The 26,387-nt window shown below is 69.1% G+C and carries 24 protein-coding genes; 3 read left to right on the forward strand and 21 right to left on the reverse strand.

Annotation, left to right across the window (positions count from 1 at the left end; translation table 11 throughout):
- Positions 1 to 14: 14 nt before the first annotated feature.
- From AC1DB1_RS07290 to dusB, 3 genes are all read right to left on the reverse strand, one after another.
- A complete protein-coding gene (locus tag AC1DB1_RS07290; RefSeq protein WP_477200287.1) occupies positions 15 to 1,448 on the reverse strand; it encodes a DUF4282 domain-containing protein in 1,434 nt (477 codons plus the stop codon).
- A gap of 71 nt (positions 1,449 to 1,519) precedes the next feature.
- The gene (locus AC1DB1_RS07295; protein ID WP_271178589.1) at positions 1,520 to 2,767 is read right to left on the reverse strand and encodes a deoxyguanosinetriphosphate triphosphohydrolase; all 1,248 of its coding nucleotides are present in this window, start codon (positions 2,765 to 2,767) and stop codon (positions 1,520 to 1,522) included.
- Positions 2,757 to 3,947, reverse strand: coding sequence for a tRNA dihydrouridine synthase DusB (gene dusB, locus AC1DB1_RS07300; protein WP_477200288.1), 1,191 nt, complete (start codon positions 3,945 to 3,947; stop codon positions 2,757 to 2,759). The genes AC1DB1_RS07295 and dusB overlap by 11 nt, the downstream gene beginning before the upstream one ends.
- 33 nt (positions 3,948 to 3,980) lie before the next feature.
- Here dusB and AC1DB1_RS07305 point away from each other — a divergent pair, with 33 nt between their 5' ends.
- Positions 3,981 to 4,511: an aminoacyl-tRNA deacylase gene (locus tag AC1DB1_RS07305; RefSeq protein WP_477200289.1), complete on the forward strand. Its 531-nt coding sequence runs from the start codon at positions 3,981 to 3,983 to the stop codon at positions 4,509 to 4,511.
- A 136-nt stretch (positions 4,512 to 4,647) separates the two neighbouring features.
- Entirely contained in the window at positions 4,648 to 5,493 is an 846-nt protein-coding gene (locus AC1DB1_RS07310) for a DUF559 domain-containing protein (RefSeq protein WP_477200290.1), read from the forward strand.
- Between the two features lie 76 nt (positions 5,494 to 5,569).
- On the opposite strand, the gene AC1DB1_RS07315 is transcribed toward AC1DB1_RS07310, so the two are convergent.
- The 4 genes from AC1DB1_RS07315 to recO are packed head-to-tail and all read right to left on the reverse strand — an operon-like array spanning position 5,570 to position 8,024.
- On the reverse strand, positions 5,570 to 5,749 hold the full coding sequence (locus AC1DB1_RS07315; protein WP_477200291.1) for a hypothetical protein: 180 nt from the start codon (positions 5,747 to 5,749) through the stop codon (positions 5,570 to 5,572).
- A complete protein-coding gene (locus AC1DB1_RS07320) occupies positions 5,746 to 6,456 on the reverse strand; it encodes a DsbA family oxidoreductase (RefSeq protein WP_477200292.1) in 711 nt (236 codons plus the stop codon). The genes AC1DB1_RS07315 and AC1DB1_RS07320 overlap by 4 nt, the downstream gene beginning before the upstream one ends.
- 21 nt (positions 6,457 to 6,477) lie before the next feature.
- Positions 6,478 to 7,287, reverse strand: a complete 810-nt coding sequence (locus tag AC1DB1_RS07325) for an isoprenyl transferase (RefSeq protein WP_477200293.1) — start codon at positions 7,285 to 7,287, stop codon at positions 6,478 to 6,480.
- A complete protein-coding gene (recO, locus tag AC1DB1_RS07330) occupies positions 7,284 to 8,024 on the reverse strand; it encodes a DNA repair protein RecO (protein WP_271178582.1) in 741 nt (246 codons plus the stop codon). Before recO ends, AC1DB1_RS07325 begins: the two co-directional genes overlap by 4 nt.
- Positions 8,025 to 8,085: 61 nt before the next feature.
- Between recO and AC1DB1_RS07335 the strand changes: the two genes are divergently transcribed.
- Positions 8,086 to 8,826, forward strand: a complete 741-nt coding sequence (locus tag AC1DB1_RS07335; RefSeq protein ID WP_477200294.1) for a trimeric intracellular cation channel family protein — start codon at positions 8,086 to 8,088, stop codon at positions 8,824 to 8,826.
- Positions 8,827 to 9,003: 177 nt separating this feature from the next.
- Here the strand turns inward: AC1DB1_RS07335 and leuA are convergent, their stop codons facing one another.
- From leuA to AC1DB1_RS07405, 14 genes are all read right to left on the reverse strand, one after another.
- Positions 9,004 to 10,776, reverse strand: a complete 1,773-nt coding sequence (gene leuA / locus AC1DB1_RS07340; RefSeq protein WP_271178580.1) for a 2-isopropylmalate synthase — start codon at positions 10,774 to 10,776, stop codon at positions 9,004 to 9,006.
- 135 nt (positions 10,777 to 10,911) lie between these two features.
- Complete coding sequence (locus tag AC1DB1_RS07345; RefSeq protein WP_477200295.1) at positions 10,912 to 13,395, reverse strand: phosphatidylglycerol lysyltransferase domain-containing protein; 2,484 nt, start codon at positions 13,393 to 13,395, stop codon at positions 10,912 to 10,914.
- A 5-nt stretch (positions 13,396 to 13,400) separates the two neighbouring features.
- Positions 13,401 to 14,687, reverse strand: a complete 1,287-nt coding sequence (locus AC1DB1_RS07350) for an alpha/beta hydrolase (RefSeq protein WP_477200296.1) — start codon at positions 14,685 to 14,687, stop codon at positions 13,401 to 13,403.
- A 193-nt stretch (positions 14,688 to 14,880) separates the two neighbouring features.
- A complete protein-coding gene (locus tag AC1DB1_RS07355; protein WP_477200297.1) occupies positions 14,881 to 16,323 on the reverse strand; it encodes an ABC transporter permease in 1,443 nt (480 codons plus the stop codon).
- On the reverse strand, positions 16,320 to 17,051 hold the full coding sequence (locus tag AC1DB1_RS07360; protein WP_477200551.1) for an ABC transporter ATP-binding protein: 732 nt from the start codon (positions 17,049 to 17,051) through the stop codon (positions 16,320 to 16,322). Before AC1DB1_RS07360 ends, AC1DB1_RS07355 begins: the two co-directional genes overlap by 4 nt.
- Before the next feature lie 149 nt (positions 17,052 to 17,200).
- The gene (locus AC1DB1_RS07365; protein ID WP_271178940.1) at positions 17,201 to 17,887 is read right to left on the reverse strand and encodes a response regulator; all 687 of its coding nucleotides are present in this window, start codon (positions 17,885 to 17,887) and stop codon (positions 17,201 to 17,203) included.
- 5 nt (positions 17,888 to 17,892) lie between these two features.
- Positions 17,893 to 19,755: a sensor histidine kinase gene (locus AC1DB1_RS07370; RefSeq protein ID WP_477200298.1), complete on the reverse strand. Its 1,863-nt coding sequence runs from the start codon at positions 19,753 to 19,755 to the stop codon at positions 17,893 to 17,895.
- A gap of 89 nt (positions 19,756 to 19,844) precedes the next feature.
- Positions 19,845 to 20,738 carry a GTPase Era gene (era, locus tag AC1DB1_RS07375; RefSeq protein ID WP_477200299.1) on the reverse strand — a complete coding sequence of 298 codons (894 nt, stop codon included), beginning with the start codon at positions 20,736 to 20,738 and terminating at the stop codon, positions 19,845 to 19,847.
- The gene (locus AC1DB1_RS07380; RefSeq protein WP_271178574.1) at positions 20,735 to 22,033 is read right to left on the reverse strand and encodes a hemolysin family protein; all 1,299 of its coding nucleotides are present in this window, start codon (positions 22,031 to 22,033) and stop codon (positions 20,735 to 20,737) included. The genes era and AC1DB1_RS07380 overlap by 4 nt, the downstream gene beginning before the upstream one ends.
- A gap of 8 nt (positions 22,034 to 22,041) precedes the next feature.
- Entirely contained in the window at positions 22,042 to 22,503 is a 462-nt protein-coding gene (gene ybeY / locus AC1DB1_RS07385; protein ID WP_271178573.1) for an rRNA maturation RNase YbeY, read from the reverse strand.
- A 24-nt stretch (positions 22,504 to 22,527) separates the two neighbouring features.
- On the reverse strand, positions 22,528 to 23,538 hold the full coding sequence (locus tag AC1DB1_RS07390) for a PhoH family protein (RefSeq protein WP_477200552.1): 1,011 nt from the start codon (positions 23,536 to 23,538) through the stop codon (positions 22,528 to 22,530).
- 109 nt (positions 23,539 to 23,647) lie between these two features.
- The gene (locus AC1DB1_RS07395) at positions 23,648 to 24,001 is read right to left on the reverse strand and encodes a histidine triad nucleotide-binding protein (RefSeq protein ID WP_477200300.1); all 354 of its coding nucleotides are present in this window, start codon (positions 23,999 to 24,001) and stop codon (positions 23,648 to 23,650) included.
- 136 nt (positions 24,002 to 24,137) lie between these two features.
- Complete coding sequence (locus tag AC1DB1_RS07400) at positions 24,138 to 25,511, reverse strand: HNH endonuclease signature motif containing protein (protein ID WP_477200301.1); 1,374 nt, start codon at positions 25,509 to 25,511, stop codon at positions 24,138 to 24,140.
- A 126-nt stretch (positions 25,512 to 25,637) separates the two neighbouring features.
- The gene (locus AC1DB1_RS07405; RefSeq protein ID WP_477200302.1) at positions 25,638 to 26,378 is read right to left on the reverse strand and encodes a 16S rRNA (uracil(1498)-N(3))-methyltransferase; all 741 of its coding nucleotides are present in this window, start codon (positions 26,376 to 26,378) and stop codon (positions 25,638 to 25,640) included.
- Positions 26,379 to 26,387: the final 9 nt, after the last annotated feature.

The following is a 26,387-nucleotide window of genomic DNA, read 5'->3' on the forward strand; positions in this document are numbered from 1 at the left end:
GGGCGTTCACCTCGCTACTGCTTCTGCCTCTTGCGTCCGCGCGTGTTCTGCGCGATCTCGATGATCGCCACGAACACTTCGATGCCGACCCGCAGCAGCAGCACCGCCAGCACAGCGCCAACGATCGTGATGATCAAGCCGAAAAGGAACACGAAGGCGCCGAAGAACGAGTGCGTCTCGACCGCGAGCGTCAAGCTGTACATGAGCGACAGCAGTGTGCTCAGGCCGATCAGGACCAGGCCGACCACATAGACGGGACCTGCGAGCTTGCGCGTGACGTAGTTCGTGAAGCTGAAGTCGAACAGCGTCGAGAAGAACCGGGTGTCGTCGAGGATCTCGGCGTAGTCGCTCATGCTGCGCGGGGGGACGCCCGCGGCGGAGTAGGCGTCGTCGTCTCCGGCTTCGCCCGGCGGAACCGTGCCGGCCGGCGGAACCGTTCCTGCGGGTGGCGGCGGCACCGTGCCTGCCGGCGGGACCGCGGCTGTCGGCGGGACCGCGCCGGCGGCGGCACCCGTGCCGGAGGGCGTAGGCACTGCGCCTGCGCCTGCGCCTGCGGCGGCGGATGTCGCTGCGGGCACGAGCACCTCGGTCGGGGCATCGCTGAATGCGGCGGTGGTCGCGGCCGTGGTGGCGGTCGTGGCGGCGGTCGATGGGCCGGCCGCTGCGGCCGTAGCGGGCGGTGTTGCGCCCGCAGCCGACGCCGGTGCTCCCGTGGAATCCGCGGGCGTCGTGGCGGCGGACGGTTCGGTCACACCGTCGAGGAACGCGTTGTGTCCCGCAAGCGCGGCGTCGAGGATCTCCGGTGCGTCGCCTTGCGTCGCGCCCGTTCCGGTGGGCTTCTTCGGCGTGGGGGTCTTGCGCGCGGTGGAGCGTGCCGCGGGCGCACTGGTCGTCGGGACCTTCTTCGTCGCCGGCTTCGCCGGGCTCGTCGCGGATGCGCCGGTCTTCGTGGCGCTGGCCGCAGTGACACCGGTCGCAGTGGCACCGGGCGTCGGGGCCCCGGCCGTCGGGGCACCGGCCGTCGGGGCTCCGTTCTTTGCGGCGGGCGTCTTGGCAGCGCCGGTCGTCGGAGAAGCGGTCTTCGCCTTGGCAGCGCCGGCTTTCGCTGCTCCCGCCTTGGCCGCCTTCGAGAGGACGGCGGCGCTGGTCGTGTCGTCCGTGGCCGCGTCGGTCCCTGACCCGGTGCGGGTGCCAGTGCCGGCACCAGTGCCTGTCGCTCGGCTCCGGGCAGGCGTGGTGCGTGGTGCGCGGGTCGCACGAGGTGCGCCATCCGTGCCGAGCGCATCTGCCGCAGCGGTGTCTCCGGTCGTCGTTCCGGCCGGGATCTCGGCGGCGCCTCCGGTCGTCTTCGCCGCGGGGCGTGCCGTGGTGCGCTTGGGGCGCACAGGGGCCGCTACCTCCGCGGGCGTCGGCTCCTCGCCGTTCGCCGGTGGTTCTGGGGTGCTCATTCTTTCCTCCCGATCGCCAAGACTCCCAGCATTCTGCACTGGGCCCGGGGTTTCAAGCCCGCTGGGTGAACTCAGTGCTGAACCAGACGCTCGTACCAACTGAGCGCGGACTGGTCGGTGAGACTGGCCACCTGATCGACGATCACGCGGCGGCGAGCCGTGTCATCGTCGGCGGAGTTCCAGTCTTCGGCGAAGCCCGCATCGAGCTCGGCCGGCCCGCGTTCATAGAGGATGTCGGCGAGCGTCGTCAGGATCTGGCGCTGCTGGACGTAGATGGGCTGCCGGGTGTTCTTCGACATCACGAAGGTCGCGACGATGCCCTTCAGTACGGCGATCTCCGCCTGGATGCCGGGGGGGACCACCACGTTCGCACCGAACCGGATCAGCTGCTGTCCGGGTGCTTCGTCGCGTGTCGCGCGGATCGCCGCCCCCGCGAAGCGACCGATGAGCTGACTCGTGAGGTTCTTGAGGCGCGCCTGCGACCGGCGGCTGCCATCCCAGGCGTCCAGCCACACGTCGAGGCTGTCGAGGCGATCGAACGCCGCGATGAGCTCGTCGTGACTGAACTCGCCCCCGATCCACTCGTACATCGAGCGCACGAGGTCGTCGTGGTCTACCCGGCTGCCCAGCGCGGCCACGTCGATGTAGCCGTTGACGACCGCGTCTTCGAAGTCGTGCACCGAGTACGCGATGTCGTCGGAGAGGTCCATGACCTGGGCCTCGATGCAGCGGACGCGATCAGGCGCGCCCGCCCGCAGCCACTCGAACACCGCGCGGTCGTCCGTGTAGAAGCCGAACTTCGCGCGGCCGCTCGGATCGGCCACCGACGTCGTCGCCGGCCACGGATACTTACAGCTCGCGTCGAGGCTGGCCCGGGTCAGGTTGAGTCCATACGGGCGCCCGTCGGGCCCGAACACCTTGGGCTCGAGCCGCGCGAGCAGGCGCAGCGTCTGCGCGTTGCCCTCGAACCCGCCGATGTCGTCGGCCCACCCGTTGAGCGCGCGCTCCCCGTTGTGACCGAACGGCGGGTGCCCGATGTCGTGCGCGAGGCAGGCCGTGTCCACGATGTCGGGATCGAGGCCGAGGCTCGTCGCCAGCTCGCGGCCGACCTGTGCGACCTCGAGCGAGTGGGTCAGTCGGTTGCGGGCGAAGTCGAGGCCCGCCGTCGGGCTGAGCACCTGCGTCTTGGCGGCGAGGCGGCGTAGCGCGCTGGAGTGCAGCAGGCGAGCACGGTCGCGCGCGAAATCGCTGCGGCGGTTCGAGTGCTCTTCGGGGAGCCAGCGCTCCCGATCGTGAACGCTGTAGCCGTCATCCGCCACTGTTGTGAACCTCCGCCTCGGCGACCTCTGCGCGCTGGTACCCGTCGAGCTCACGGCTCGCGAGCCATCCGTCGGGAAGTGCAGGGCGCTTGGGAGATCCGGCGCGACCGCGCTGCCCCTCCGCCGCCTCGCCGGGGTACTCCTGCGACCAGTCGAGCGTCGCGAGCAGATCGTCGAGGTGCGCGAGCGTGTCGACCGTGGCCAGGCTCGCCCGGAGGTCGCCGCCGACGGGATAGCCCTTGAAGTACCACGCGACGTGCTTGCGGATGTCCCGGCAGCCGCGCTCTTCGCTCTCGAAGAACTCGACGAGCAGTTCCGCGTGCCGCCGGAACGTCGCCGCGACCTGCCCGAGACTCGGATGCGCCTGGGCGCGCGCCGCCTCAGCGGCATCGATCTCCCCCGCGCGAGCCCGGAAGGCCGCCGCGAGGTCGCCGAACAGCCACGGACGCCCGAGGCAGCCACGACCGACGACGACGCCGTCGCAGCCGGTCTCATCGACCATCCGGAGCGCGTCTGCCGCCGACCAGATGTCGCCGTTCCCGAGCACCGGTGTGCCCGTGATCGTCTCCTTGAGCTTCGCGATGGCGGACCAGTCCGCGTGCCCGGAGTAGAACTCCGCGGCCGTTCGAGCGTGCAGCGCGATCGATGCGACACCGGCTCCCTCCGCGGCCTTGCCCGCCTCGAGGTAGGTGAGGTGATCGCTGTCGATGCCCTTGCGCATCTTGACCGTGAGCGGGATGGACCCGGCGGCCTTCACCGCGCCCTCGACGATCTCGCGGAAGAGACCGAGCTTCCAGGGAAGCGCCGCTCCCCCGCCCTTGCGGGTGACCTTGGGCACCGGGCATCCGAAGTTCAGGTCGATGTGGTCGGCGCGGTCCTCCGCGACGAGCATCGTGACCGCCTCGGACACCGTCTTCGGGTCGACGCCGTAGAGCTGGATGGAACGGGGCGTCTCGGACTCGTGATGTGTGATGAGTCTGAGGGATTCGGGAGTGCGCTCGACCAGCGCCCGTGACGTGATCATCTCGCTCACGTAGAGCCCGGCGCCGAACTCGCGGCAGAGCCGGCGGAACGCGGTGTTGGTGATCCCCGCCATCGGCGCCAGTACGACGGGCACGTCGAGCGCCAGCGGACCGATGGTCAGCTGGGGTGCGTGGCTTATCGTTGCTGTAGTAGACATTTCACTCAATTCTCCCAGAAAGCGCGGTAGGCCATGACCGAGGGGCAGGATGCTGTGGAGACTCCGAGCAACGACTCTTCTGTGGAGGCCGCTCAGGAGACCGGGCGCGCGCGCGTCGAGGCCGATGCGCAGGCGCGCGGCGTGAGCATCCGGGTCATCGAACGACCGGCGGTCAGGAGCCTCGACGAGGCCGCGCAGCTCCTCGGGATCCAGCCGTCGGACATCGTGAAGTCCCTGGTCGTCAAGCGCAGCGACGGGACCTTCGTCTTCGCGCTGGTGCCCGGCGGCCGCAAGATCTCGTGGCCGAAACTGCGCGGGCTCCTGGGCGTGAACAAGCTTCAGCTGCCCGACGCTCAGGTCGCGTTCGAGGCCACCGGTTACGTTCGCGGCACGATCACGCCGTTCGGCAGCACCACCGCCTGGCCGGTCGTCGTCGACGAGACCGTCGTGGGACGCACCGTCTCGATGGGCGCCGGCGAGCACGGCTACTCCCTCTTCGTCGACGCCGACGAACTCGTCACCGCGTTCGGCGCCACCGTCGCCGACATCACCGACCCCGAGTAGCGCCCCTCCCTCCCGCACGCAGAAGGGGCCCCGACGCGCCGCGTACCGACGCATGCGACGGCGTGTCAGGACCCCTGATTCGCCGAACTGTGGAGAACGTTCGGGCAAGACCCGCGGGCTGTGCCAGGGTGGGCCGATGCGAGCCGCACCATCCCCGCAGCCCTCGACGAGACGATCGAGCTCGCGCGGCTCGACCGAGCCGGACGCGGCCGAGCTCGCCTCTGCCGAAGCTGAGCTCTTCGACCGCTGCCATGCCGCTCAGGCGAGGATGGGAGTCGAGCGATTCATCAGCCACACCACAGCTGCTCGGATCTATGGTCTCTGTCTGCCCCGCGAGATCGAGCGGAAGGCGGAGCTGCATATCTCGACGGTCGAACCGCGCCGCGCACCAAAAGGAGCGGGTGTCATCGGCCACAGACTCCGGATCGACCAGGATTCGCTGCGAATCCGGTCAGGACTTCGCGTGCCGCAAGCCGTGGAGGTGTGGTGCGAGCTCGCGAGCCTGCTCGAGGTTGACGATCTGGTCTGCGCAGGAGACGCGCTCCTGCGTCGGAAGAATCCGTTGACCGAACCCGATGCGCTCGGGATGGCAATCGAAGCGGCGACCGACCGTCCAGGGGTGGATCGGTTTCGGCGGGCGCTCCGATTGATCCGCCCACGCACCGACTCCTCGATGGAGACGCGGCTGCGGCTTGCCCTCATTCGCGCTCGTCTTCCCGAGCCGGAGGTGAACAGAGCGACCCTCGATAGCCGGGATTCGTTCATCGGCTTCGGGGATCTCGTGTACGCAGGAGCACGCGTCGTCGTCGAATACGACGGGGATCACCATCGATCGGACCCTGCGCAGTACTCGGCAGACGTTGACCGCCACTGGAGAATGCAGAACTCCGGGTGGCAATTGGTCCGCCTTAACCGCGCCCACCTCCGCAACAATGCGCATGAAGCGGTGAATCGCGTGCGGCAGGCGCTCACACCGAAATGAGGGGTCCAGACGCGCCGCGAGATCGACAATCGAACGGCGTGTCTGGACCCCTCATCGAAAGGGGGACGCGACGGGGCTAGTCGGCGGCGGGGATGACGCAGGAGTCGCCGTCGCAGACGACGGCGTTCGCGTCGCCGAGTGGGATCAGCGAGAAGGTCGCGGGAGCCGCGGGAGCGGCAGGCACACTGGGAGCAGCAGGCGCCGCGGGAGCGCCGCTGGCGACGGCTTCGGCGGCCGCGACCTCGGCCGCGGTCACGCGGTCACCTCGGCGTCCGCGGAGGCGTCGGCGGCGGTGCCGGCGCCCGCAGCGCGCTCCGACCACACCTGCTCGAGCACCTGCGCGAACGTCGCCGCGTCCTGGGCACCAGACACCCCATAGCGGCCGTCGATCACGAAGAACGGAACGCCCTGGATGCCGTACTCCTGCGCCAAAGCCTGGTCGGCCCGCACGTCGGAGAGGAACTCCTCCGAGCTCAGAGCCGCACGCGCAGCGTCACGGTCCAGCCCGACCTCGGCGGCGAGGTCGACGAGGTCGTCGACGCGCCCGATGTGGCGGCCCTCGGTGAAGTACGCCCGGAAGAGCCGCTCGGAGAGCTCCAGCTGCTTTCCGTTCGCCTTCGCGAAGTGCAGGAGTTCGTGCGCCTTCACGGTGTTCGTGTGCTTCAGGATGTCGAAGTCGTAGTCGAGACCCACCGACGACGCGATGCCGGTGACGCGCTCCAGCATCTGCGAGACCTGTGCGGGCTGCATGCCCTTGTGGCCGGCGAGGAAGTCGATCTCGCTGCCGTCGAAGTCGACGGGGGTGTCGGGCGAGAGTTCGAAGGAGTGGTATTCCACCTCGACCGCCCGGTCGTCGCCGGTGCCGGCGAACAGGCCGCTGCCGGCTTCGAATTTGCGCTTGCCGATGTAGCACCACGGGCAGGCGATGTCGGACCAGATGTCTATCTTGATGGGTTCACTCACGCAGTTCTGCAACGGTGAAGGTCAGCCGGGCATTCCCGGCGCGTCCACCGCACCGCCGAAACGGCGGTTGCGCCCCGCGTACAGCTCGATCGCGCGCCACAGATCGACCCGGGAGAAGTCCGGCCACAGCGTGTCGAGGAAGACCATCTCGGCGTAGGCGCTCTGCCAGAGCATGAAGTTGCTGGTGCGCTGCTCCCCCGAACTGCGCACGAACAGGTCGACATCCGGCAGCTCGGGCGCGTATAGGTGGCGCTGGATGCTCTTCTCGGTGATCGCGGACGGCTTCAGGCGACCGGCGGCCACCTCGGACGCGAGCGTGCGCACGGCATCCGCGATCTCGGTGCGACCGCCGTAGTTGACGCACATCGTGAGGGTGAGCACGTTGTTGCCGGCCGTCAGCTTCTCGGCGAACTGCAGTTCCTTGATCACGGACGACCAGAGCCGCGGCTTGCGACCGGCCCAGCGCACACGCACGCCCCACTCGTTCAGCTGGTCGCGGCGCCGGTGCAGCACATCGCGGTTGAAGCCCATGAGGAAGCGCACCTCTTCGGGCGACCGCTTCCAGTTCTCCGTGGAGAACGCGTACACGCTCAGGTGCTTCACGCCGATCTGCACCGCTCCGGCGACCACGTCGAGCAGGGCTGCCTCGCCCGCGCGGTGCCCTTCGATGCGGGTGAGCCCGCGCGCGTTCGCCCAGCGTCCGTTGCCGTCCATCACGACCGCCACGTGCTCGGGCACAGCGGAGATCGGCAGCTCGGGCGGATACAGACCCGTCCAGTCGAGCGGGCGGAACTCCACCGCGTCTTTGTGCGTGTAGGGCTTGGGGCTCATCCGTTCGCTTTCCGTTCGTGCTGCACGTGCGCCAGGGATCGCAGACCGCGCTCGAGGTGCCACTGCGTGTACGCAGCGACGACGCCGCTCGCCTTCGACCGCGTAGCGTCGTCGGTCTCGTCCGCCGCCTCCCAGTCGCCGCTGAGCAGCGCGCCGAGCAGCCCGACCGTCTGCGTGTCGAGTCGTGGCGCACCCTGCGGGGCGCAGTCGGTGCAGACCACGCCGCCGAGCTGCACCACGAGCGAGAGGTGCGGACCGGGTGCCCCGCAGCGCGAGCAGTCGAGGAAGCTCGGCGCCCAGCCGGCCAGCGACAGCGCCCGCAGAAGGTACGAGTCGAGGGTCAGGGAGGCCCCGTGCTCCTGCCGCGAGAGCGAGCGGAGCGCTCCGACGAGCAGCAGGTACTGCTGCAACGACGATTCCGCCTCGGTCACGCGATCGGCCGTCTCGACCATGGCGTTCGCCGCCGTGTAGCTGGCGTAGTCCCCCGCGATCAGCGCGCCGTAGGCGCCGAGCGACTCGGCCTGGGTGATCACGTCGAGGCTGCGGCCCTCGTAGAGCTGCACATCCGCGACCATGAACGGCTCGAGGCGCGAGCCGAACTTCGAGGCGGTGCGGCGGACCCCCTTCGCCACCGCCCGCACCTTGCCGTGCTGGCGCGTGAGCATCGTGACGATCCGGTCGGCTTCGCCCAGCTTGTGGGTGCGCAGCACGACGGCTTCATCACGGTAGACAGGCACACTCAAGTATCCCGCGTAACACCGACAGTCCGGGTCAGCCGCGCATGATACAAAGTGACGTATGAGCACCACCGCCCTCACGATCCCCATCTGGGTCGATCTGGTGGCGGTAGGGGTCGGCAGCCTGCAGGGTGCGATGTTCGCGTCCGGCTTCCGCGACCGCCGCCTCGACCTGCTCGGTGTCGCGATCATCGGCGTCGCCACGGGTGTCGGCGGCGGCCTGCTGCGCGACATCCTGCTGGTGGTGCGTCCGGTCGCCCTACAGTCGAACTGGTATCTGCCGATCACGGTCGTCGCCGCACTGGTCGGGATGCTCCTGGTGCGGATGTTCCGGCGCCTCGACCCGATCATCACCTTCCTCGACGCGCTCACGATCGGGCTGTTCGGCGCCATCGGCGCGACCAAGGCGCTGTCGCTCGGGCTCCCGGAGGTGCCCGCGATCTTCGTGGGCGTGGTCTCCGCGGTCGGCGGGTCGATCCTGCGGGATCTCCTGCTGAACCTGCCCATCGCCCTGATGCACGTCGGTTCGCTCTACGCGGTCGCCGCGGGTGCCGGCACGATCGTGCTGGTGGTGCTCGTCGACCTCGGCGTGCCCATTCCGGTGGCCGCGATCGTCTGCGTCGCCGTGACCACGATCATCCGGTTGCTGGCAGTGCGTTTCGGCTGGAGCCTCCCGGAGCAACGTGAGCTGAGCCGCATCCCTCGGCCGCGCTGGCCGCGTCTCTCATGGCGCGCCGTGCGCGTCGACGAGCGCACCGAGACGGGCTCGATCCCGCGCTACAAGCTCGACAAGCCCGAGTAGCCCCAAGCCCGAGTAGCGGCACCGCGCCCGCGTCCGCACGCGCAACTCCCGCAACTCCCGCAGCTCCCGCAACTCCGGATGCCCGCAGCGCCACGCCGCCCGGAAACGCAGAACTCCGGAACTCCTGGGCCCTGAGACCGACGAGTTCCGGAGTTCTACACGAAATCCGACTGGGCGCTACGCCGTGACGAGCTCCTGCGCCTCCGCCGGAGCACTGCCGCGCACCGCACGGTTCACCGCCGAGACGACCGCCTTGAACGACGCCGTGGTCGTGTCGGCGTCGATCCCGACGCCCCACAGGCGCGTGCCGTCGACCTCGAGCTCCACGTAGGCGGCAGCCAGCGCGGACTCGCTCGCCGACAGCGTGTGCTGCGAGTAGTCGTAGAGGTGAACGTCGATGCCGCGCGCGTTCAGAATGTCGAGGAACGCCGCGATCGGGCCGTTGCCCTCGCCGGTGGCCTTCGCCACCGAGTCGCCGTCGCGCAGTGTGACGGTGAGCGAGACGTGATCGCCGGTCTCGTTGGTGGTGCTCGTGCTGCCGAGTTCGAACCGGCCCCACTTGCTCTCCGCCTCGTGCGCCGGCGCCGGCAGGTACTCGTCTTGGAAGATCGCCCAGATGTCGTCGCTCGACACCTCGCCGCCCTCTTCGTCGGTCTTGGCCTGCACGACCCCGGAGAACTCGATCTGCAGCTTGCGCGGCAGGTCCAGAGCGTGGTCGGTCTTCAGCAGGTAGGCGACGCCGCCCTTGCCCGACTGCGAGTTGACCCGGATGACCGCCTCGTAGCTGCGTCCCAGATCCTTGGGGTCGACCGGCAGGTACGGAACGGCCCAGACGAGCTCGTCGACCGACGTGCCCTTCGCCTCGGCCTCGGCGGCCATCGCCTCGAAGCCCTTCTTGATCGCGTCCTGGTGGGATCCGCTGAATGCGGTGAACACCAGGTCGCCGCCCCAGGGGCTGCGCTCGTGCACCGGCAACTGGTTGCAGTGCTCGACGGTGCGCTTGACCGAGTCGATGTCGCTGAAGTCGATCTGCGGGTCGATGCCCTGCGTGAACAGGTTGATGCCCAGCGTGACCAGGTCGACGTTGCCTGTGCGCTCACCGTTGCCGAACAGGCAGCCCTCGATGCGGTCCGCGCCGGCCATGTAGCCGAGCTCGGCGGCGGCGACCGCCGTGCCGCGGTCGTTGTGCGGGTGCAGCGACAGGATGACGTTCTCGCGGTGGTTCAGGTGGCGCGACATCCACTCGATCGAGTCGGCGTAGACGTTGGGCGTCGCCATCTCGACCGTCGCCGGCAGGTTGATGATGACCTTGCGCTCGGCGGTCGGCTCGAAGACGTCGAGCACCTGGTTGCAGATGTCGGCGGCGAACTCGAGCTCGGTGCCCGTGTAGCTCTCGGGCGAGTACTCGTAGTAGATCGTCGTGCCGGGGACCATCGATTCCATCTGGCGGCACAGCCGTGCGCCGCTCAGAGCGATGTCGATGATGCCCTGCTGGTCGGTGCGGAACACGACGTCGCGCTGCAGGATGCTCGTGGAGTTGTACAGGTGAACGATCGCCTGCTTCGCGCCGACGAGCGACTCGTAGGTGCGCTTGATCAGGTGCTCGCGCGCCTGGGTCAGCACCTGGATCGTGACGTCGTCGGGGATGGCGTCTTCTTCGATCAGGCTGCGCACGAAGTCGAAGTCGGTCTGGCTCGCGCTCGGGAAGCCGACCTCGATCTCCTTGTAGCCCATGCGGACCAGCAGGTCGAACATGATGCGCTTGCGCTCCGGGCTCATCGGGTCGATGAGGGCCTGGTTGCCGTCACGCAGATCGACGGCGCACCAGCGCGGCGCGACGGTGATGCGCTGGTCGGGCCAGGTGCGGTCGGGCAGGTCGACGCGGATCTGCTCGTGGAAGGGCCGGTATTTGTGGATCGGCATGGCGCTCGGCGCCTGGGTGTTCTTCATGGTCTGAAATCTCCTCGTGGTGTCATCTGGAGAGCCAACGACGAACTCCGCGACGAGGGAGGCCCAGAACTAGGACTCGTCGCGGCAGCTAAGAAGGAGCAGACCGTACACAGAATCGAGAGTACCACGCACCGCTCAGCCGCGCCCGCGTGCCAGGGCCGCCGCTTGCCGCACCGACAGCTGCGGCAGGTACGCCCGGATCAGCGCGACGCCGATCGCCGGCAGTGCGACCGGGTCGGGGTACGCCATGATCATGGGTCGCTGGGCCGGCTGGAACTTGCGCTTGAAGCGCAGCAGCGACCGGAAGCCGTACACGGGCTCCAAGGACGAGCTCAGGAATCCGAGCGTGCGGTCCATGCCGCTGCGCTCCGCGTCCTCCGGTTCGACAGCGGTGTGCGCGAGGGGCGCCGCCGACAGGCTCATGAACTCGATGCCGTCGTCGCGCATCCGGATGGCCGCCTCGGCGATCAGGAACTCCATCACGCCGTTGATGCTGCCGGGCCGACGACGCATGAAGTCGAGCGTCCAGCCGACCACGACGCCGTCGCGGAAGGTGGGCAGCCAGCTGGTGACCCCCTCGATCCGTCCCTCCTCGTCCACGGCGAGCATCAGCCGAACGGCGGGATCACGCAGTTCGTCCAGGCCGCCGAGGGTGAAGCCCATCTCCGGCAGGTCCTTCTCGGCCACCCACTGCTCCGAGATGTCCGAGAGCTGCACGACCTGGCTGAGCGGGAGGGCGGCGAACGTCGTCCACTCGGCCCGGATGCCCGCACGTTCCGCCCGATTGATGGACGAGCGCACATCCTGCCACTTCTTGCCGGTGGTCGACCAGTTCTGCGGGTCGATGACCGCCTCCTCGGCGACGACCATGGTCGACCATCCCATCTCGCGGAAGAGTCCCTCGAAGGCGGCGTCGACGCTGTAGAAGACGGGCGTCCAACCGTTGTCGTCGCAGAATCGCGCGAAGCGGTCCACCGAGCGGTCGTGCGGGGGCGGAGCGCCGAACGGGCCGCCGGTGGTGATCGCGACGCGGCCGATCACGCGGTAGGCGATGGCGTGCCCGTCGACCGGATCGAACCAGTAGTCGTTGCCCGGCCAGGTGGCCATGAACGAGATCGCATCGCCACCGCCGCGCTCGATCGCCTCGCGCACACGCACGGCATCCGTCTCACCGCGCCGTGATCCGCTGCCGCGCAGCACCGGGATGGCGGCCAGGATGGCGACCAGCCAGAACACGGTCCCGACGTTGTCGTAGACGAAGGTGGCGAACGGCGTCGTCGGGAGGTACTGCACGGGTTCCCGTCGCAGGAAGGTCACGGGGATGAAGCGTTCGAGCACGTCGTTCACGAGATCGCTCAGGTCGAGGGGCCGCGTGAAACCGGTGTCCTTCTGGAGGTACCCGACGGCGATGTAGAAGAGGGCGAGACCCAGCCCAGTGGCCACGACGATGAGGATGTAGCGCTGAACAGCGCGCGACGCGGGTCGTACGGGGAAGTGCCGCCGGAGCACGACGAGGACGATCGCGATCGCCAGCGGGAGCAGCGATGACAGGGCGAGGATCGCCGTGATCTCCCAGTACCGCGGCGTCAACGAGATGCGGGGCGTCACCCCCGCGAGCGGGAGGATGCCGAAGTAGAACGCTGAGAGCACCGCGAGCAGCACATTCACCGCGACCGCCAGCCAGAGCGCGAAGCGGCTCCCCCGCAGCAGTCCGTACGCCGCGACGAGCAGCACCAGCAGCGGCAGCACCGAGACCAGCACCGGGCCGACGCCGCTGATCCGCTCCACCGCCAGATCGTGCACGCACTGGCGAGTAACCGCGAACGCCTGGCAGCGCTCCAGCAGCGTCCCCTTGTCGGGGGCCTCGCTGGTGAAGAGGAGGGCGATCGGCGCCAGCAATCCGTAGCGCGAACGTGTCAGCAGGCCGATGACGGGACCGACCGCGGTCACCGCCACGACGGACGCGAGCAGCACCCGGATCTCGTGGTGCGAACTGCGCACCCATCCGGTGCGCTTCGCGGTCGGCCGCAACAGCACCCCCAGCCCGAGGCCGGCGAGCACGGCCACCAGACGGTAGACATCCGACGGGAGGCCCGAGTACAGCAGGAAGACCACGGCGACGAGCACGGTCAGCACGCGGATGCGTCGTCGCCAGAGCGCTCCGGCGAACGCGCTCGCCGTCATGATCGTGCCGCCCAGCGCGGTGAACACGTCGAGCACCACCAGGTGCCGCACGCTCGTCGCCCACATCTCGCCCGTGTCCGAGGCGAGCAGCTGCAGCCCGATCCCGGCGGAGATCCCGGCGATCGGGGTGGCCACGAATGCGACGAGCGTGCGCCACGTGCCCATGAGGTGCTCGGCCGCGCCGACGAGGACGATCGTCAGCACGAGGGCGACGATCAGCTCGACGATGTCGTTCGTGAACAGCACCGAGGTGAGCGGCGTCCACCAGTGCCCGTCGACGAGCGGTCCCGGCCCGGTTCCCAGCCACACGCCGAGCGGACGGCGCGGTCCGTGCATCGGTCCGGTCGCGAGGGCGAGGGCGAGGATCACCAGGGTGATGACCACGGTGAAGGGACGCGCGGCGACGACCGCCCGCGCGCGTCCGGCCCACGACATCCGGCTCATCCTTCGAGTCCCAGGTGTGCGGCGATGAGCGGGAAGCCGTGCGCGAGTGTGTAGCGGACCGTGTTCCAGTCGTGCGCCGAACCGGGCGAGACGAGCAGGTCGGTCGACATCCCGGCCCGGTCGGCGTCGGCGCGGAGCGTGTGCGCGTATCCCGTGTACCGCAGGTCGTTCTGCCCGACGCCGAACACGATCAGCGAGTCACGGTACGGGGCGTTGGCGCGCAGCAGCGCGCTCGGCTGGGCGGCCCGGTACGCCGTCACCGAGCCCGCGAACCCGGTCGCCACGGTCGATCCGCCGGCGCCGAGGGTGGGGCCGAGTTCGCTCGACGACGCCAGCGCCGACCCGAAGAGCTCCGGATGCCCGGCGGCGAACTGCACCGCGCAGGTCGCACCTTGGGAGTACCCGAAGACGCTCCACGCGGCCGGATCGCTGCTCACCCGCAGATGGGCCCGGATCCACGTCGGAACGTCTTTCAGCAGATAGGTCGCCGAACGGCCGAGCGTCGACGAGTCGACGCACATCGGGTTGCGATCGGGGCCGCCGAGCTGGTCGGCGGCGACGACGATCGGCGCCAGGCCCCCGTGCTTCGCCGCGTAGGCGTCCATGACGGCGCCGATCCGGCCGGCGGTGAACACGTCCGCCGGAGCCCCCGGCTGCCCGGCGAAGGCGTACAGCACGGGCAGAACCGGCGGCGCGGCCGTCAGCGCTGCGGGCGGCAGATAGACGACGGCCGTGCGGGCGGGGAAGCCCGAGGTCGTCGCCGGAATCCGAACCGTTCCCGTCTCGCCCGTGGCCGGCAGCGAAGCGGGCGGGGTCCAGGTCGATCCGTAGTCGGTGCCCACCGCGACGACCTCGCCGTGCTCGTGATGCAGGTCGAGGCCGCGGTACGGCACGACACCGACGACGTCGTCCAGCGTGCGGTATGCGCCGAAGTCCACGTTGATCGCCGCCGCCGACGCGATCAGGAACACCGGGATGCTCACCACGGCGATGACCTTCCGCCACCACCGCGAGCGGAACAGGTTCGCCAGTGCCAGCGCGATTCCGGCGCATCCGATGACGACCCAGAACCGCGTGACCGTCGTCAGCTGAACGCCGAACAGGTTGAGCACGTCGCCGAACAGCCACGTGACGAACCAGCCGAGCACTCCCCCGGCGATGGCCGCGAGCACGCCGGCGAGCACGCGCCTCCACGTCGGGCGCACCAGGAGGTAGAGCGCGAGCGCCGCGGCCACGACGTCGGCGGCGATCAGAAACGGCTGCTGATCGATGCGCAGGGACATGAGCCAGTTCAGGGTGGATCCTTTCAGGGTGCCGGCAGGCCGACGCACAATTCTCGGGTATTCAGCCTGCGCAGAGCTGCGCTGACGGGGGCGCTCAGCAAACTCCGAGCATCCAGGGGGCTTCACGGAAGAATGCGCGAGCGCCGGAGCGCCGGACCGGACGGCCGGCGCCCGTGGCCGGGCCGGCCGGGTGCTACTCGACGGCCAGCGCGGCCACCGGCGAGAGCGCCGTCGCCCGGCGCGTCGGCGCGATCGAGGCGACGACGGCGAGCACAGCGGCGGCCACCGCCACAAGCGCGAGGAACGGCCACGGAAGAGCAGGGACGAGCAGGCCACCTCCCGGGATGCTGCCGAGCAGCGACTGCGCACCGATCCAGCCGTAGACCGTGCCGAGCACCAGCCCGGTCAGCACCGCTGAGACCGTGAGCTGAGCGCTCTCGGCGAGGATCATCCGCTTCACCTGCTGCGCCGTGAATCCGAGAGCTCGGAGCAGCCCGAGCTCCCTGCGCCGCTGCAGCACGCTCAACGAGAGGTTGTTGATCACGCCGACCGCCGCGATGACGGCCGAGAATCCGATCATCACAGAGAACACGATCATCGTCACCGTGACCACGGGGGTCACGCCTGCATACAGCTCCGGCTCGTTGCTCTGAGCCTCCTGAATCATCTGCAGATAGGACTGCGCGGCCACGACGAACATCGTGATCAGGGTGACCCCGATGACCAAGCCGATCGTGGTGCGGGAGCTGCGCTCCGGGTTGCGCACCGCGTTGGCCGCGGCCAGTCTCGTCGCCGTCCCGCGGCCGAACAACAATCCGACGCCGCGAAGGATGGAGGGCATGAAGAGGGGCGCGGCGAGGATGATGCCGGTGAACGAGAGCACGCCGCCGGGCAGGGCGACCAGCACTCCGTACGAGTGGTATTGCTGGAGCACCGGTGTCGCGAACACATCGAGCCCCAGCAGCAGGCCGAAGGCGAGGAGCGCCGCGCCGACGAGGATCAGGGCGGATGCGACGACAGTGCGGCCCCTGCCCTGCCGCAGTGCGGCGGGCGGGCGCTCCTCGGCGGCGCCCAGAGCTTGAACAGGCGTCACGGTCAGCACCCGGCGTCCGCCGACCCAGGAGGCCAGCCATGTCGTGAGCACGACGACCACCAGCGGCGCGAGCAGCGCCGGCGTGATCACCGGGTAGAGCAGATCCGGGAGCACGCGCAGCGCGACGAACACCCGTACGGTCGCCAGGGCGAGCGTTGCGGCGATCGCGCCGCCGAGCAGGGAGCCGATCAGCCCGACGGTCAGTCCCTCACTCGCCACCGAGCGCCTCTGCGCCTGGGCGCTCGAGCCGATCAGTCGCAGCAGGGCGATCGTGCGGGTGCGCCCGGCGATGATCGTCGCGAAGGTGTTGGTGGTCACGATCGCCCCCACGTAGACCGCGATGATGAAGAAGATCACGGCCACGACGTTGAGCGCCACCGTCACCGAGCCGTGCGCGGCGACGTCGTCCTGTGCGATGTACGCCGCCAGCACTCCCGTCGACGACAGGAGGGCGACGCCGAATGCCGAGCTCAATGCGGCGACCAGGATGCTCGCGCGGTGCTCGCGCGCGTTGGCGCGGAACGCCGAGAACGGCCGGCTCACGCGCGCTGCTCCATGCCCAGCATGAACGTGGAGATCTCTTCGGCGGACGACCGCTCCCGTTCTGCGACGACAACGCCGTCCGCCAGGAAGACGATGCGATCGGCGAAGCTCGCGGCGATCGGATCGTGCGTCACCATCGCGATGCTCTGCCCGTACGACCGGCTCGCCTCGGCGAGCAGGGCGAGGACGTCGCGCCCCGTGCGCGAGTCGAGATTGCCGGTCGGCTCGTCCGCGAAGATCAGGTCGGGACGGGTCGCGAGCGCGCGCACGATGGCGACCCGCTGCTGCTGCCCACCGGACAGCTCGTGCGGACGATGGGTGAGCCGGTCGCCGAGGCCGAGCGAGCCGACGAGGTGGTCGATCCACTCCGCCTGCGTACGGGTCGGGCGACGACCGTCCAGTTCGAACGGCAGCCGGATGTTCGCCTGGACGTCGAGCGTGGGAACCAGGTTGAACGACTGGAACACGAAGCCGATCCGGCGCCGGCGCAGCACCGTGAGCTCGGCATCCTTCAGGCGGGTGATCTCGGTGTCGCCAAGCCAGACCTGACCGGTCGTGACCGTGTCGAGTCCTGCCATCACGTGCATCAGAGTCGACTTGCCCGAGCCGCTCGGCCCCATGATCGCGGTGAACTGCCCGGCCGGGATCCCCAGGGTCACGCCGTCGAGCGCGTTGACCCGTCCGGCGCCGGCGCCGTACGACTTGGTGGCATCCACCACTCGCGCCACCAGGGCGGTGCGGGAGTCGGGGCTCAGAATCGGGTTGGCGGTCGTGATCGTCCGGCTGGTGACATTGTCCATGTCGACAACGCTAGAGATCCGCGCTCGGCCGCGAATCAGGCCAGCGGTCGATCGTCACTCAGCCTGGAGGATGATTCCTATTCCGCCGCCGTGAGCCCGTGCTCGAAGGCGTAGACGACCATCTGCACCCGGTCGCGGAGCCCGAGCTTGCTCAGGATGCGGCTGATGTGCGTCTTCACCGTCGCCTCGCTCAGGTATTCGGTCGAGGCGATCTCCGAGTTGCTGAGGCCCCGGGCGGCGAGCACGAAGATCTCGCGCTCCCGCGAGGTGAGGTTGCCGAACTCCTGCGGCTGCTCCTTGGCGGGCTCGCCGGCGGAGAAGTACTGGAACAGCTCGCGCGTCGCTCCGGCCGCGATCACCGCATTGCCGGCGTGCACCGTGCGGATCGCCGCCAGCAGGAACTCCGGCTCCGCGTCCTTGAGCACGAAGCCGCTCGCCCCTCCCCGGATGGCGCGTGCCGCCGCTTCGTCGAGGTCGAACGTGGTCAGCACCACGATCCTCGGCGGCCTGCGACCATCGCGCACGGCCCGCCCGACGATCTCCGACGTCGCAGCGATCCCGTCCATCACGGGCATCCGGATGTCCATCAGCACCACGTCGGGCGACGTCTCGAGCGCCACCTGCACGCCCTCCTCGCCGTTCGCCGCCTCCCCCACGAACTCGAGGTCGGGCTGCGATCCGACGAGCATCCGGATGCCCGCGCGGAACAGCGCCTGGTCGTCGACCAGCAGCACCCGGATGCGTTCGCCCGCGCCTGCGCCCATCCCGCTCACGCCGGGGCTCCCACCGGCAGGAACGCGGCGACGGTGAATGTGTCGCCGGTCGGACCCGCGGTGAGCGAGCCACCGGCGAGCGTCGCACGCTCGCGCATCCCTGGCAGACCGTGGCCGATGCGGGGCAGGGCTCCCGTCCCGGTCGCGGTGGTGTCGAGCGTGATCGGTTTCATGGTGTTCCTCACGGTGATGCCGACCCCCTGCACGCCGGCCTCGCTCGTGATCGAGGCGAGGACGACGGTCGCCGGGTCGGCGGTGCTGCCGTGCCGGAGCGCGTTGGTCAACGCTTCCTGCACGATGCGGTAGGCGGCGATCTGCTGGGCGGAGCCGAGACGCTCGAGGTCGCCGCTGCGCTCCATCGTCACGTCCAGCCCCGCTGCTCGAACCTGATCGACGGTCTTGTCGAGGTCGTCGAGCGACGGCTGCGGGCCCTCCGGCTGTGCGTGGCGCAGTTCGGCGAGCAGTACCCGCACGTCGCCCAGCGCCGAGCGGGCCGTCGACGCGATGGTCGTGAGCGCCTCGTCGACGGCATCCGGATCGGCGTGACGGGCGTAGCGCGCCCCGTCGGCCTGGGCGATGACCACGGCGAGCGAGTGCGCGACCACGTCGTGCATATCGCGGGCGATGCGCGTTCGCTCCTGCTCGACGACGACGTCTTCGACGGCGCGGGCGCGATCGAACTCGGCGGCGACCTGCGCGCGGCGCGAGATCCTGGCGTTGCGCCACGTGCGCATGAGCAGCCCGAGTACCCAGGAGAGGCCCAGCACGGTCGCGCTGACGACGAACAGGAAGACGAACTGCAGCGCGAGCCGGGTGATCGCCCCGGAGAGCAGATCGAGGTAGTTCTGGCTGACCGCCGCGGTCAGCGTGAGGTACAGGGCCGCGACGACGGCGCCGACTCCGGCCGAGATCAGGCCCGACCAACGCACGACGCGGTCTCCGTAGGCCGCCGTCGAGTACAGCACGATCAGCACGCCGACGTCGCTGAACAGGATGTTGTGGCCGGAGATCATCTGCAGCACGGCAGCCAGCCAGGCGATCGCGAGCGCCACCGGCGGCGACATGCGGCGCACAGCCACCGCGACCGCGAAGCCGATCATCACCACGAAGCCGGTGCGCGGCGACGAGTCGAATCCGAACACGTTCACCGTGTCGAGCAGGAGGCAGACCACCGCGAACAGGGCCGCGCCGGCGATGTCGAACGCCAGCTGAGGGCGGGTGAGGCGGCGCACCAGCGCAGCGCGGTCGACGTCGGCGTCGAGTGTCGGCGTTCCGCCCGACGAGGCCAGCCACATCAGCACCGAGCGTCCGCCGTCCGTGCCGATCGCGCGCTGGCGCGCGACGAGGTAGCCCACGAACCAGCCGGCGACGAAGAGCACCACGACCATCAGGCTCATCAGCAGCAGACCGACGCCCTGGCTGGTGTAATAGCCGGCGATCACCGGGCCGAACTGCGGGAACTTGAGGTCGCCGCGCACGGTGAAGAGGTACGCGACGGCGGGCCCGAGCAGTACCGCCGAGACGAAGTCGAGCCAACGGACCACCACGCCCGAATGGGCGGCGACACCGAAGATCGCGAGCAGCACCGCGATGCCGCCGACGAGCCGGAACGGCGCACCGAGCGAGTCGGGTGCGGCCAGTTCGAGAAGTACCGATGCCCAGACCAGCCCGAGCGAGACCGCGGGGATGACCCGTGACAGCGCGACGGCCGCACAGGCGAACACGAGCGCGAGCGCCGACTCCACGTCGACCGGGAGACCGGTCGCGATCCAGACGGCGAACAGCAGGAGCCCCAGGGCGGGCTCGAGCACCCAGCGGAAGGGCACGAGCCGGTCCACGAGTCGGGAGCGCTGCAGCATCCTTCTACGGTACGGGGCGAATGAGGCCGTCGCCGCGCGCACGGGCGGATTTCATCCGCTGGATGTACGCGGCAGCGCCCGCGCTCGGGTCAGAACCCGAGGCGGCCGAGCTGCTTCGGGTCGCGCTGCCAGTCCTTGGCCACCTTCACCCGGATGGACAGGAACACGTGCTTGCCGATCAGCTTCTCGATCGGCACGCGCGCTGTTGCGCCCACCTCGCGGATGCGGCTGCCGCCCTTGCCGATCACGATCGCCTTCTGGCTGTCGCGCTCGACGAACAGGTTGGCGTAGATGTCGACGATGTCCTTGTCGTCGCGCTCGATGATGTCGTCGATCGTCACAGCGAGCGAGTGCGGGAGCTCGTCCTCCACGCCCTCGAGCACCGCCTCGCGGATGTACTCCGAGATGCGGTCCTCGAGCCCCTCGTCCGTCACAGCATCGGCCGGGTACAGCGGAGCGGGCGAGTTGGGGAGCAGCCGCATCAGCTCGCTCGTGAGCGTGTCGAGTTGGATGCTGCTCGTCGCCGAGATCGGGATGATCGCCTCCCACTCGCGCAGCTCGGAGACGGCCAGCAGCTGTTCGGCCACGGCCTGCTTGCTCGCCGTGTCGATCTTCGTGACGATCGCCACCTTCTTCGCCCGCGGGTACTCGTCGAGCTGATCATTGATGAAGCGATCACCAGGGCCGATCTTCTCGTCCGCGGGAACGCAGAAGCCGATCACATCGACGTCGCCGAGCGTCGACTGCACGAGGGAGTTCAGGCGTTCGCCCAGCAGCGTGCGAGGGCGGTGGATGCCCGGCGTGTCGACCAGGATCAGCTGGCCCTCCTTCTGGTGGACGATCCCCCGGATCGCGCGACGCGTCGTCTGCGGCTTCGAGCTGGTGATCGCCACCTTCTCGCCGACGAGCGCGTTCGTGAGCGTCGACTTCCCGACGTTCGGGCGGCCGACGAACGAGACGAATCCCGCATGGAAATCGTTCACGAGTGCTTCTCCTCCAGCGACGCGTCCGGCGTCGCGATCAGGGCGGTGTCGCGCTCGACGAGCACGGTGCTGACATGTTTGCGGCGGCCTTCGGTGCGATCGACGGTGAAGCGCAGCCCGTACGCCGTCGCCGTCGATCCGACCTCGGGGAGGCGGCCGAGCGCCTTGGAGACCAGGCCGCCGACGCTGTCGACGTCGTCGTCCTCGATCTCGAGTCCGAACAGTTCGCCGAGCTCGTCGATCGGCAGGCGGGTCCCGACCCGGTAGCGGCCAGGCCCGACCTGCTGCACGAGCTCGACCTCGTGGTCGTATTCGTCGGAGATGTCGCCGACCAGTTCCTCGATGAGGTCCTCGAGCGTGACCAGGCCGGCGATACCGCCGTACTCGTCCACGACCATCGCCAGGTGGTTCGATTCCAGCTGCATCTGCCGCAGCAGCTGATCGGCCTTCTTCGACTCGGGCACGAACAGGGCCGGGCGAGCCAGGTCGCCCATCGTCACCTGGTCGGCGCCGAGCGGGCTCTCGAAGCTGAGCTTCGCCACATCCCTCAGGTACAGCACGCCGACGACGTCGTCGGGGTCGCCGTCGATCACGGGCATCCGGGACACGCCCTTGCTGAGGAACAGGCCCATCGCCGTGCCGAGCCCGGCGCCGCGATCGATGGTGATCATGTCGGTGCGCGGGATCATCACCTCACGCACCACCGTGTCGTTGAACTCGAAGATCGAGTGGATGAGCTCCCGGTCGTCCTCCTCGAGGACGTCGAACTCAGTCGCCTCGTCCACGATGCTGAGCAGTTGCTCCTCGCTCGCCACCGGGGCCGAACGGGCGCGCGACGGCGTCACCCGGTTTCCGAGGGCGACCAGACCGTCGGCGATCGGCCCGAGGAGCACGCGCACGAACCGGATGAGCGGAGCCGTCAGCCGCAGCAGCAGCGTCGAGTTCGCCCGGCCGACGCTGCGCGGGCTCGCCCCGACCAGCACGAACGAGACACCCGTCATGATCAGCGCGGACAGGATCAGTGAGATCCACCACTGTTCGAAGATCATCTCGAAGGCGAGCGTGACGAGCACGGCGGCCGTCGTCTCCGCCGTGATGCGGATGAAGTTGATCGCGTTGATGTGCGCGCCCGGGTCGGCCGCTATGGCCAGCAGGGACTTCTTCGACCGCGACGTCTCCGCGAGTTCGGCGATGTCGCCGCGCGACTGCACCGAGATCGCCGCGTCGACCGCCGCCATCAGGCCGCCGAACGCGACGAGCACGAAGGCGATGACGAAGAAGAGGGTGGTGAGCATCCGCGCCTCTAGCGCTGTCGGTCGTAGCGCGAGAACCCGATCAGGATGTCGCGCTGGATGCCGAACATCTCGCGTTCCTCGGCGGGTTCGGCGTGATCGAAACCGAGGAGGTGGAGGATCCCGTGCGTCGTGAGCAGCAGGAGCTCCTCCATCAGGCTGTGACCGGCCGTCTCCGCCTGCGCCTGAGCGACCTGCGGGCAGAGCACCACATCGCCGAGCAGACCTGCCGGCGACGGCTCGTCCTCGGTGCCGGGACGCAACTCGTCCATCGGGAAGCTGAGCACGTCCGTCGGCCCCGGCTCGTCCATCCACTGCACGTGCAGCTGCTCCATCGCCGCTTCGTCGACGAGCACGATCGCGAGTTCCGCGTCCGGGTGCACGTGCATGATGTCGAAGGCGTAGGTGGCGAGGCGCTGCAACGCTGCCTCGTCCACCGGGATCGTCGACTCGTTGTTGACTTCGATGCTCATCGCTGGCGGTCCCTGTTCGTCTTTCTATCGTCTCTTCGGCGTGCGATCGCGCGGGATCGCCGAACGGCGCTCAGCGCGGTTGGCGAACTCCGCCGCCTGCTCGCGCTCGTAGTGCAGGGCCTGCTTCTGGGCGTCGTACTCCGTGTACGCGTCGACGATGCGGCCGACGAGCGTGTGGCGCACGACATCGTCGCTCGTCAGTCGCGCGAAGTAGATGTCGTCGATGTCTTTGAGCACGCGCGTCACCAGCCGCAGGCCGCTCGCGGCCGTCGGAAGGTCCACCTGGGTGATGTCACCGGTGACCACCATGCGGGAGCCGAACCCGAGTCGCGTGAGGAACATCTTCATCTGCTCCGGCGTCGTGTTCTGCGCCTCGTCGAGCACGATGAACGAATCGTTCAGCGTGCGGCCGCGCATGTAGGCCAGCGGGGCCACCTCGATCGTGCCCGCTGCCAGCAGCTTCGGAACGATCTCCGGGTCCATCATCTCGTTGAGCGCGTCGTAGAGCGGGCGCAGGTACGGGTCGATCTTGTCGGTGAGCGTTCCGGGCAGGTAGCCCAGCCGCTCCCCCGCCTCGACGGCCGGACGCGTGAGGATGATGCGGTTGACCTCCTTGCGCTGCAGGGCCTGCACCGCCTTGGCCATCGCCAGGTACGTCTTGCCGGTTCCCGCCGGGCCGATGCCGAACACGATCGTGTTGTGGTCGATCGCGTCGACGTACTGCTTCTGGCCGAGCGTCTTGGGACGGATGCTCTTGCCCCGTGCCGTCAGGATGGCCTGGCTCAGCACATCGGACGGGCTGAGGTTGAGGTCGGTGTCGAGCATCTTCGCCGAGCTCGTGACCTCGGCCGGGCTGAGTTCGTGGCCGTTGCGGACCATCTGCAGCAGCTCTTCGATGAGGCGCCGCGCGGCATCCACCTGGGCGGGGTCGCCGATCAGCGAGATCTCGTTGCTGCGGACGTGCACGTTCACCAGCGGGTACTGGTGTTCGAGCGTGGTCAGCAGGCGGTCCTGCGGGCCGAGCAGCCGGACCATCGCCACTCCGTCGACCTCGAACCGCGCTTCTGCCTGGCCCTCGGTCGGGCGATTCGCGCTGCTCTGGCTCGTGCTGTCGTGCTGTCCGTTGCGCTGCGGCGTCGGTTCGCTAATCGGCAAGGCTTCCTTCCTCGAGCTCCCCGCTCAGAATGTGTGCATGGACGTGGAACACTGTCTGTCCCGCTCCCGCCCCGGTGTTGAAGATCAGTCGGAAATCGCCGTCGGAGAGCTCCGTCGCAAGCTTCTGAGCAACCTCGACCACGTGCGCCAGCAGAGCCGGATCGCCCGCGGCCAACTCGGCCACATCGCTGTACTCCTCGGTCTTCGGCACCACGAGCACGTGCACCGGCGCCTTCGGCGCGATGTCGCGGAACGCGATGACCCGATCGTCGTCGTAGACGATGTCGGCCGGGATCTCTCCGGCGATGATGCGCGAGAAGATCGAGCGCTGGTCGGTTTCCATACTCTCCATCTTAGAGTTCGGCTCCGTCATTGGGGGTCGATCGGGGCAATGGCACAGACGATGGCGGGCACCGTTCGCGATCGGCGGAACGGCGCCGTCGGTCGCGTGGTGGCGGGCGTCGCCCGATCGAACGCGGTCATCCCGTGGGTCTGAGCCGGACCCGGCCACCGGCTCGCGGCCTTCGGGTCGCGTCGAGGTGCCAGGGCGGGACGAAGTGCGGCACCGCGTCGCGCACCACGATGTCCCAGTCGTCCTGGTGGACGCGGTGATGATGACTCGAGCACAGCAGCACGCCGTTGCGGAGATCGGTCGGTCCCGCATGCGCCTCCCACCAGCGGATGTGGTGCGCCTCGGTATAGGTCGGTGGATGCGGGCATCCGGGCCACGCGCAGCCGTCGTCGCGCTCCGCGAGAGCCAGCCGCTGGGCCTTCGAGAACAGCCGCCTGCTTCGGCCGAGGTCGAGCACCTCGCTCGCGCCACCGAGTACGACAGGGATCACTCGGGCGTCCAGTGCCATCCGCCGTGCGGTCGACGCGCTGATCGGAGTCGACACAGCGTCGATCTCCGCTGCGCCGATGCCGGCCCGCAATGCATCGAGGCCGACGCGCACGACCATCGTCACGGGTGCACCGCCCAGGCTCACGCGTTGCTCGCAGGCGGCGAAATGCCGGAACACCTCTGTTCCGGCGTCGGATCGACGCTGTGCGATGGTTCGCGAGTCGGGCAACTCCTCGATCGACTCACCCTCGGCACAATCGCTCGAACCCTCGTCGGTATCCCTGAATCCAACCGACCGCATCCCATGCCCGACGACCGCGTCGATCGCCGAAACCACATGGCCTGCCGACTCCGGATCGAGGTACCAGTCGACATGCGTCATCCCGTCGGACGTGGTGCTGATCGCGAGCGACCGTCGCTGCCGTTGTCGCTCCTCCCGTGGGCGGATGCCGTCTTGATCGAGACGATCCCGCACGTGAACGGCCAGGCACCGCAGGTCGGCCACGCCCAGATCGCGGGCGCGCTCGACCAGCAGGCTCTCGCCCAGAGAGCGTTCGTCCACGCTGCAGTTCGCTTCCGCCTTCGTCAGCTCGCGCACGATGACGGCGGCCTCGTCGAGGCTGAGGATCGCGCCGCCGGCATCGTCTGCGCCGAGGGCAGCGGCGACCACCGGGAACCGGGACGGGAGACTCTCACCCACGAGCGACCGCCGCGGAGCGATCGCTTCGCCCACCACGTGCATGGTGCGTGCGGCAGAAAGCGAGATGCGCCACCGCTCCGCCAGCAGCGATGCAATGGATGCATGACCTGCGCGCGACACCGGGTTCTCGTCGCAGGGAAGAATCGAACGCGCAACCACTTCGCCCACCACCCGCAGCTTCACCGCGTCGAGTGCGGCCTGGAGCTCGCCGAGCTCGGTGAGGGCCCCGAAAAGCTCGTCGCGGGCGAACCGATTCGGCGTGGCGAAGGGCGCAAGGAACTCGCGCATCCGATCGGCGTGGCGGTTGGTCATGACACCAGTCAATCAGCGACCACTGACATTCGGACCGTCAGAATGACCCTCTGATCAGGCAATTACCTGTGGACAACTTTGGGAACTAAGGACCTGTGGAGGAGAGTCCGCGAGACCCGGCTGAACTCACCAACGCCCGAGCGCACCGTTCAGCACAGCCAACGCAGCGGGTCCGGCCGTCGACGTGCGAAGCACCGTCGTCCCCAGCCGCACCAGCTCCGCTCCCGCAGCGGTCAGCAGCCCGAGTTCCTCCGGCGCGATCCCGCCCTCCGGCCCCACCACGAGCACGAGCGGGCGCGCATCCGGACCCGTCTCGACGACGATGTCGCTCAGCCGCGTCGTCGCATCCGGCTCGAGCACCAGAACGCGCGATGATCCACTCAACTCGGCCACCGCCTTCGTCGACGACAGCTCGCCGACCGACGGCACCCACGCCCGGATGGACTGCTTCGCCGCCTCCCGCACGATCGTCGCCCAGCGGTCGCGGCCCTTCGCGATCTTGGCGCCCTCCCAGCGCGACACCGAACGCGCGGCGGCCCAGGGAACCACCCGGTCGACACCCAGCTCCGTCGACGCCTGGATCGCCAGCTCGTCGCGGTCGCCCTTGGCGAGGGCCTGAACCAGCGTCACCGCAGGCGACGGGGATGCGACGTGCTGAACCGTTTCGACCTCGATCGTCAGCTCGGTGGACGTGGCCACCAGAACCTCCCCGGTCGCGATCAGTCCGCGGCCGTTGCCGATCATCACCGACTGGCCGGGACGCGTGCGGTTCACCGTCGCCGCGTGCTTGGCCTCCGGGCCGGTCAGCGAGAGCCGGGCGCCCACGTCGATCGACTCCAGGTCTTCACGGAAGTACAGCGCGCTCATGACGGACCA

It is taken from the genome of Leifsonia sp. 10N434 (assembly GCF_056394405.1).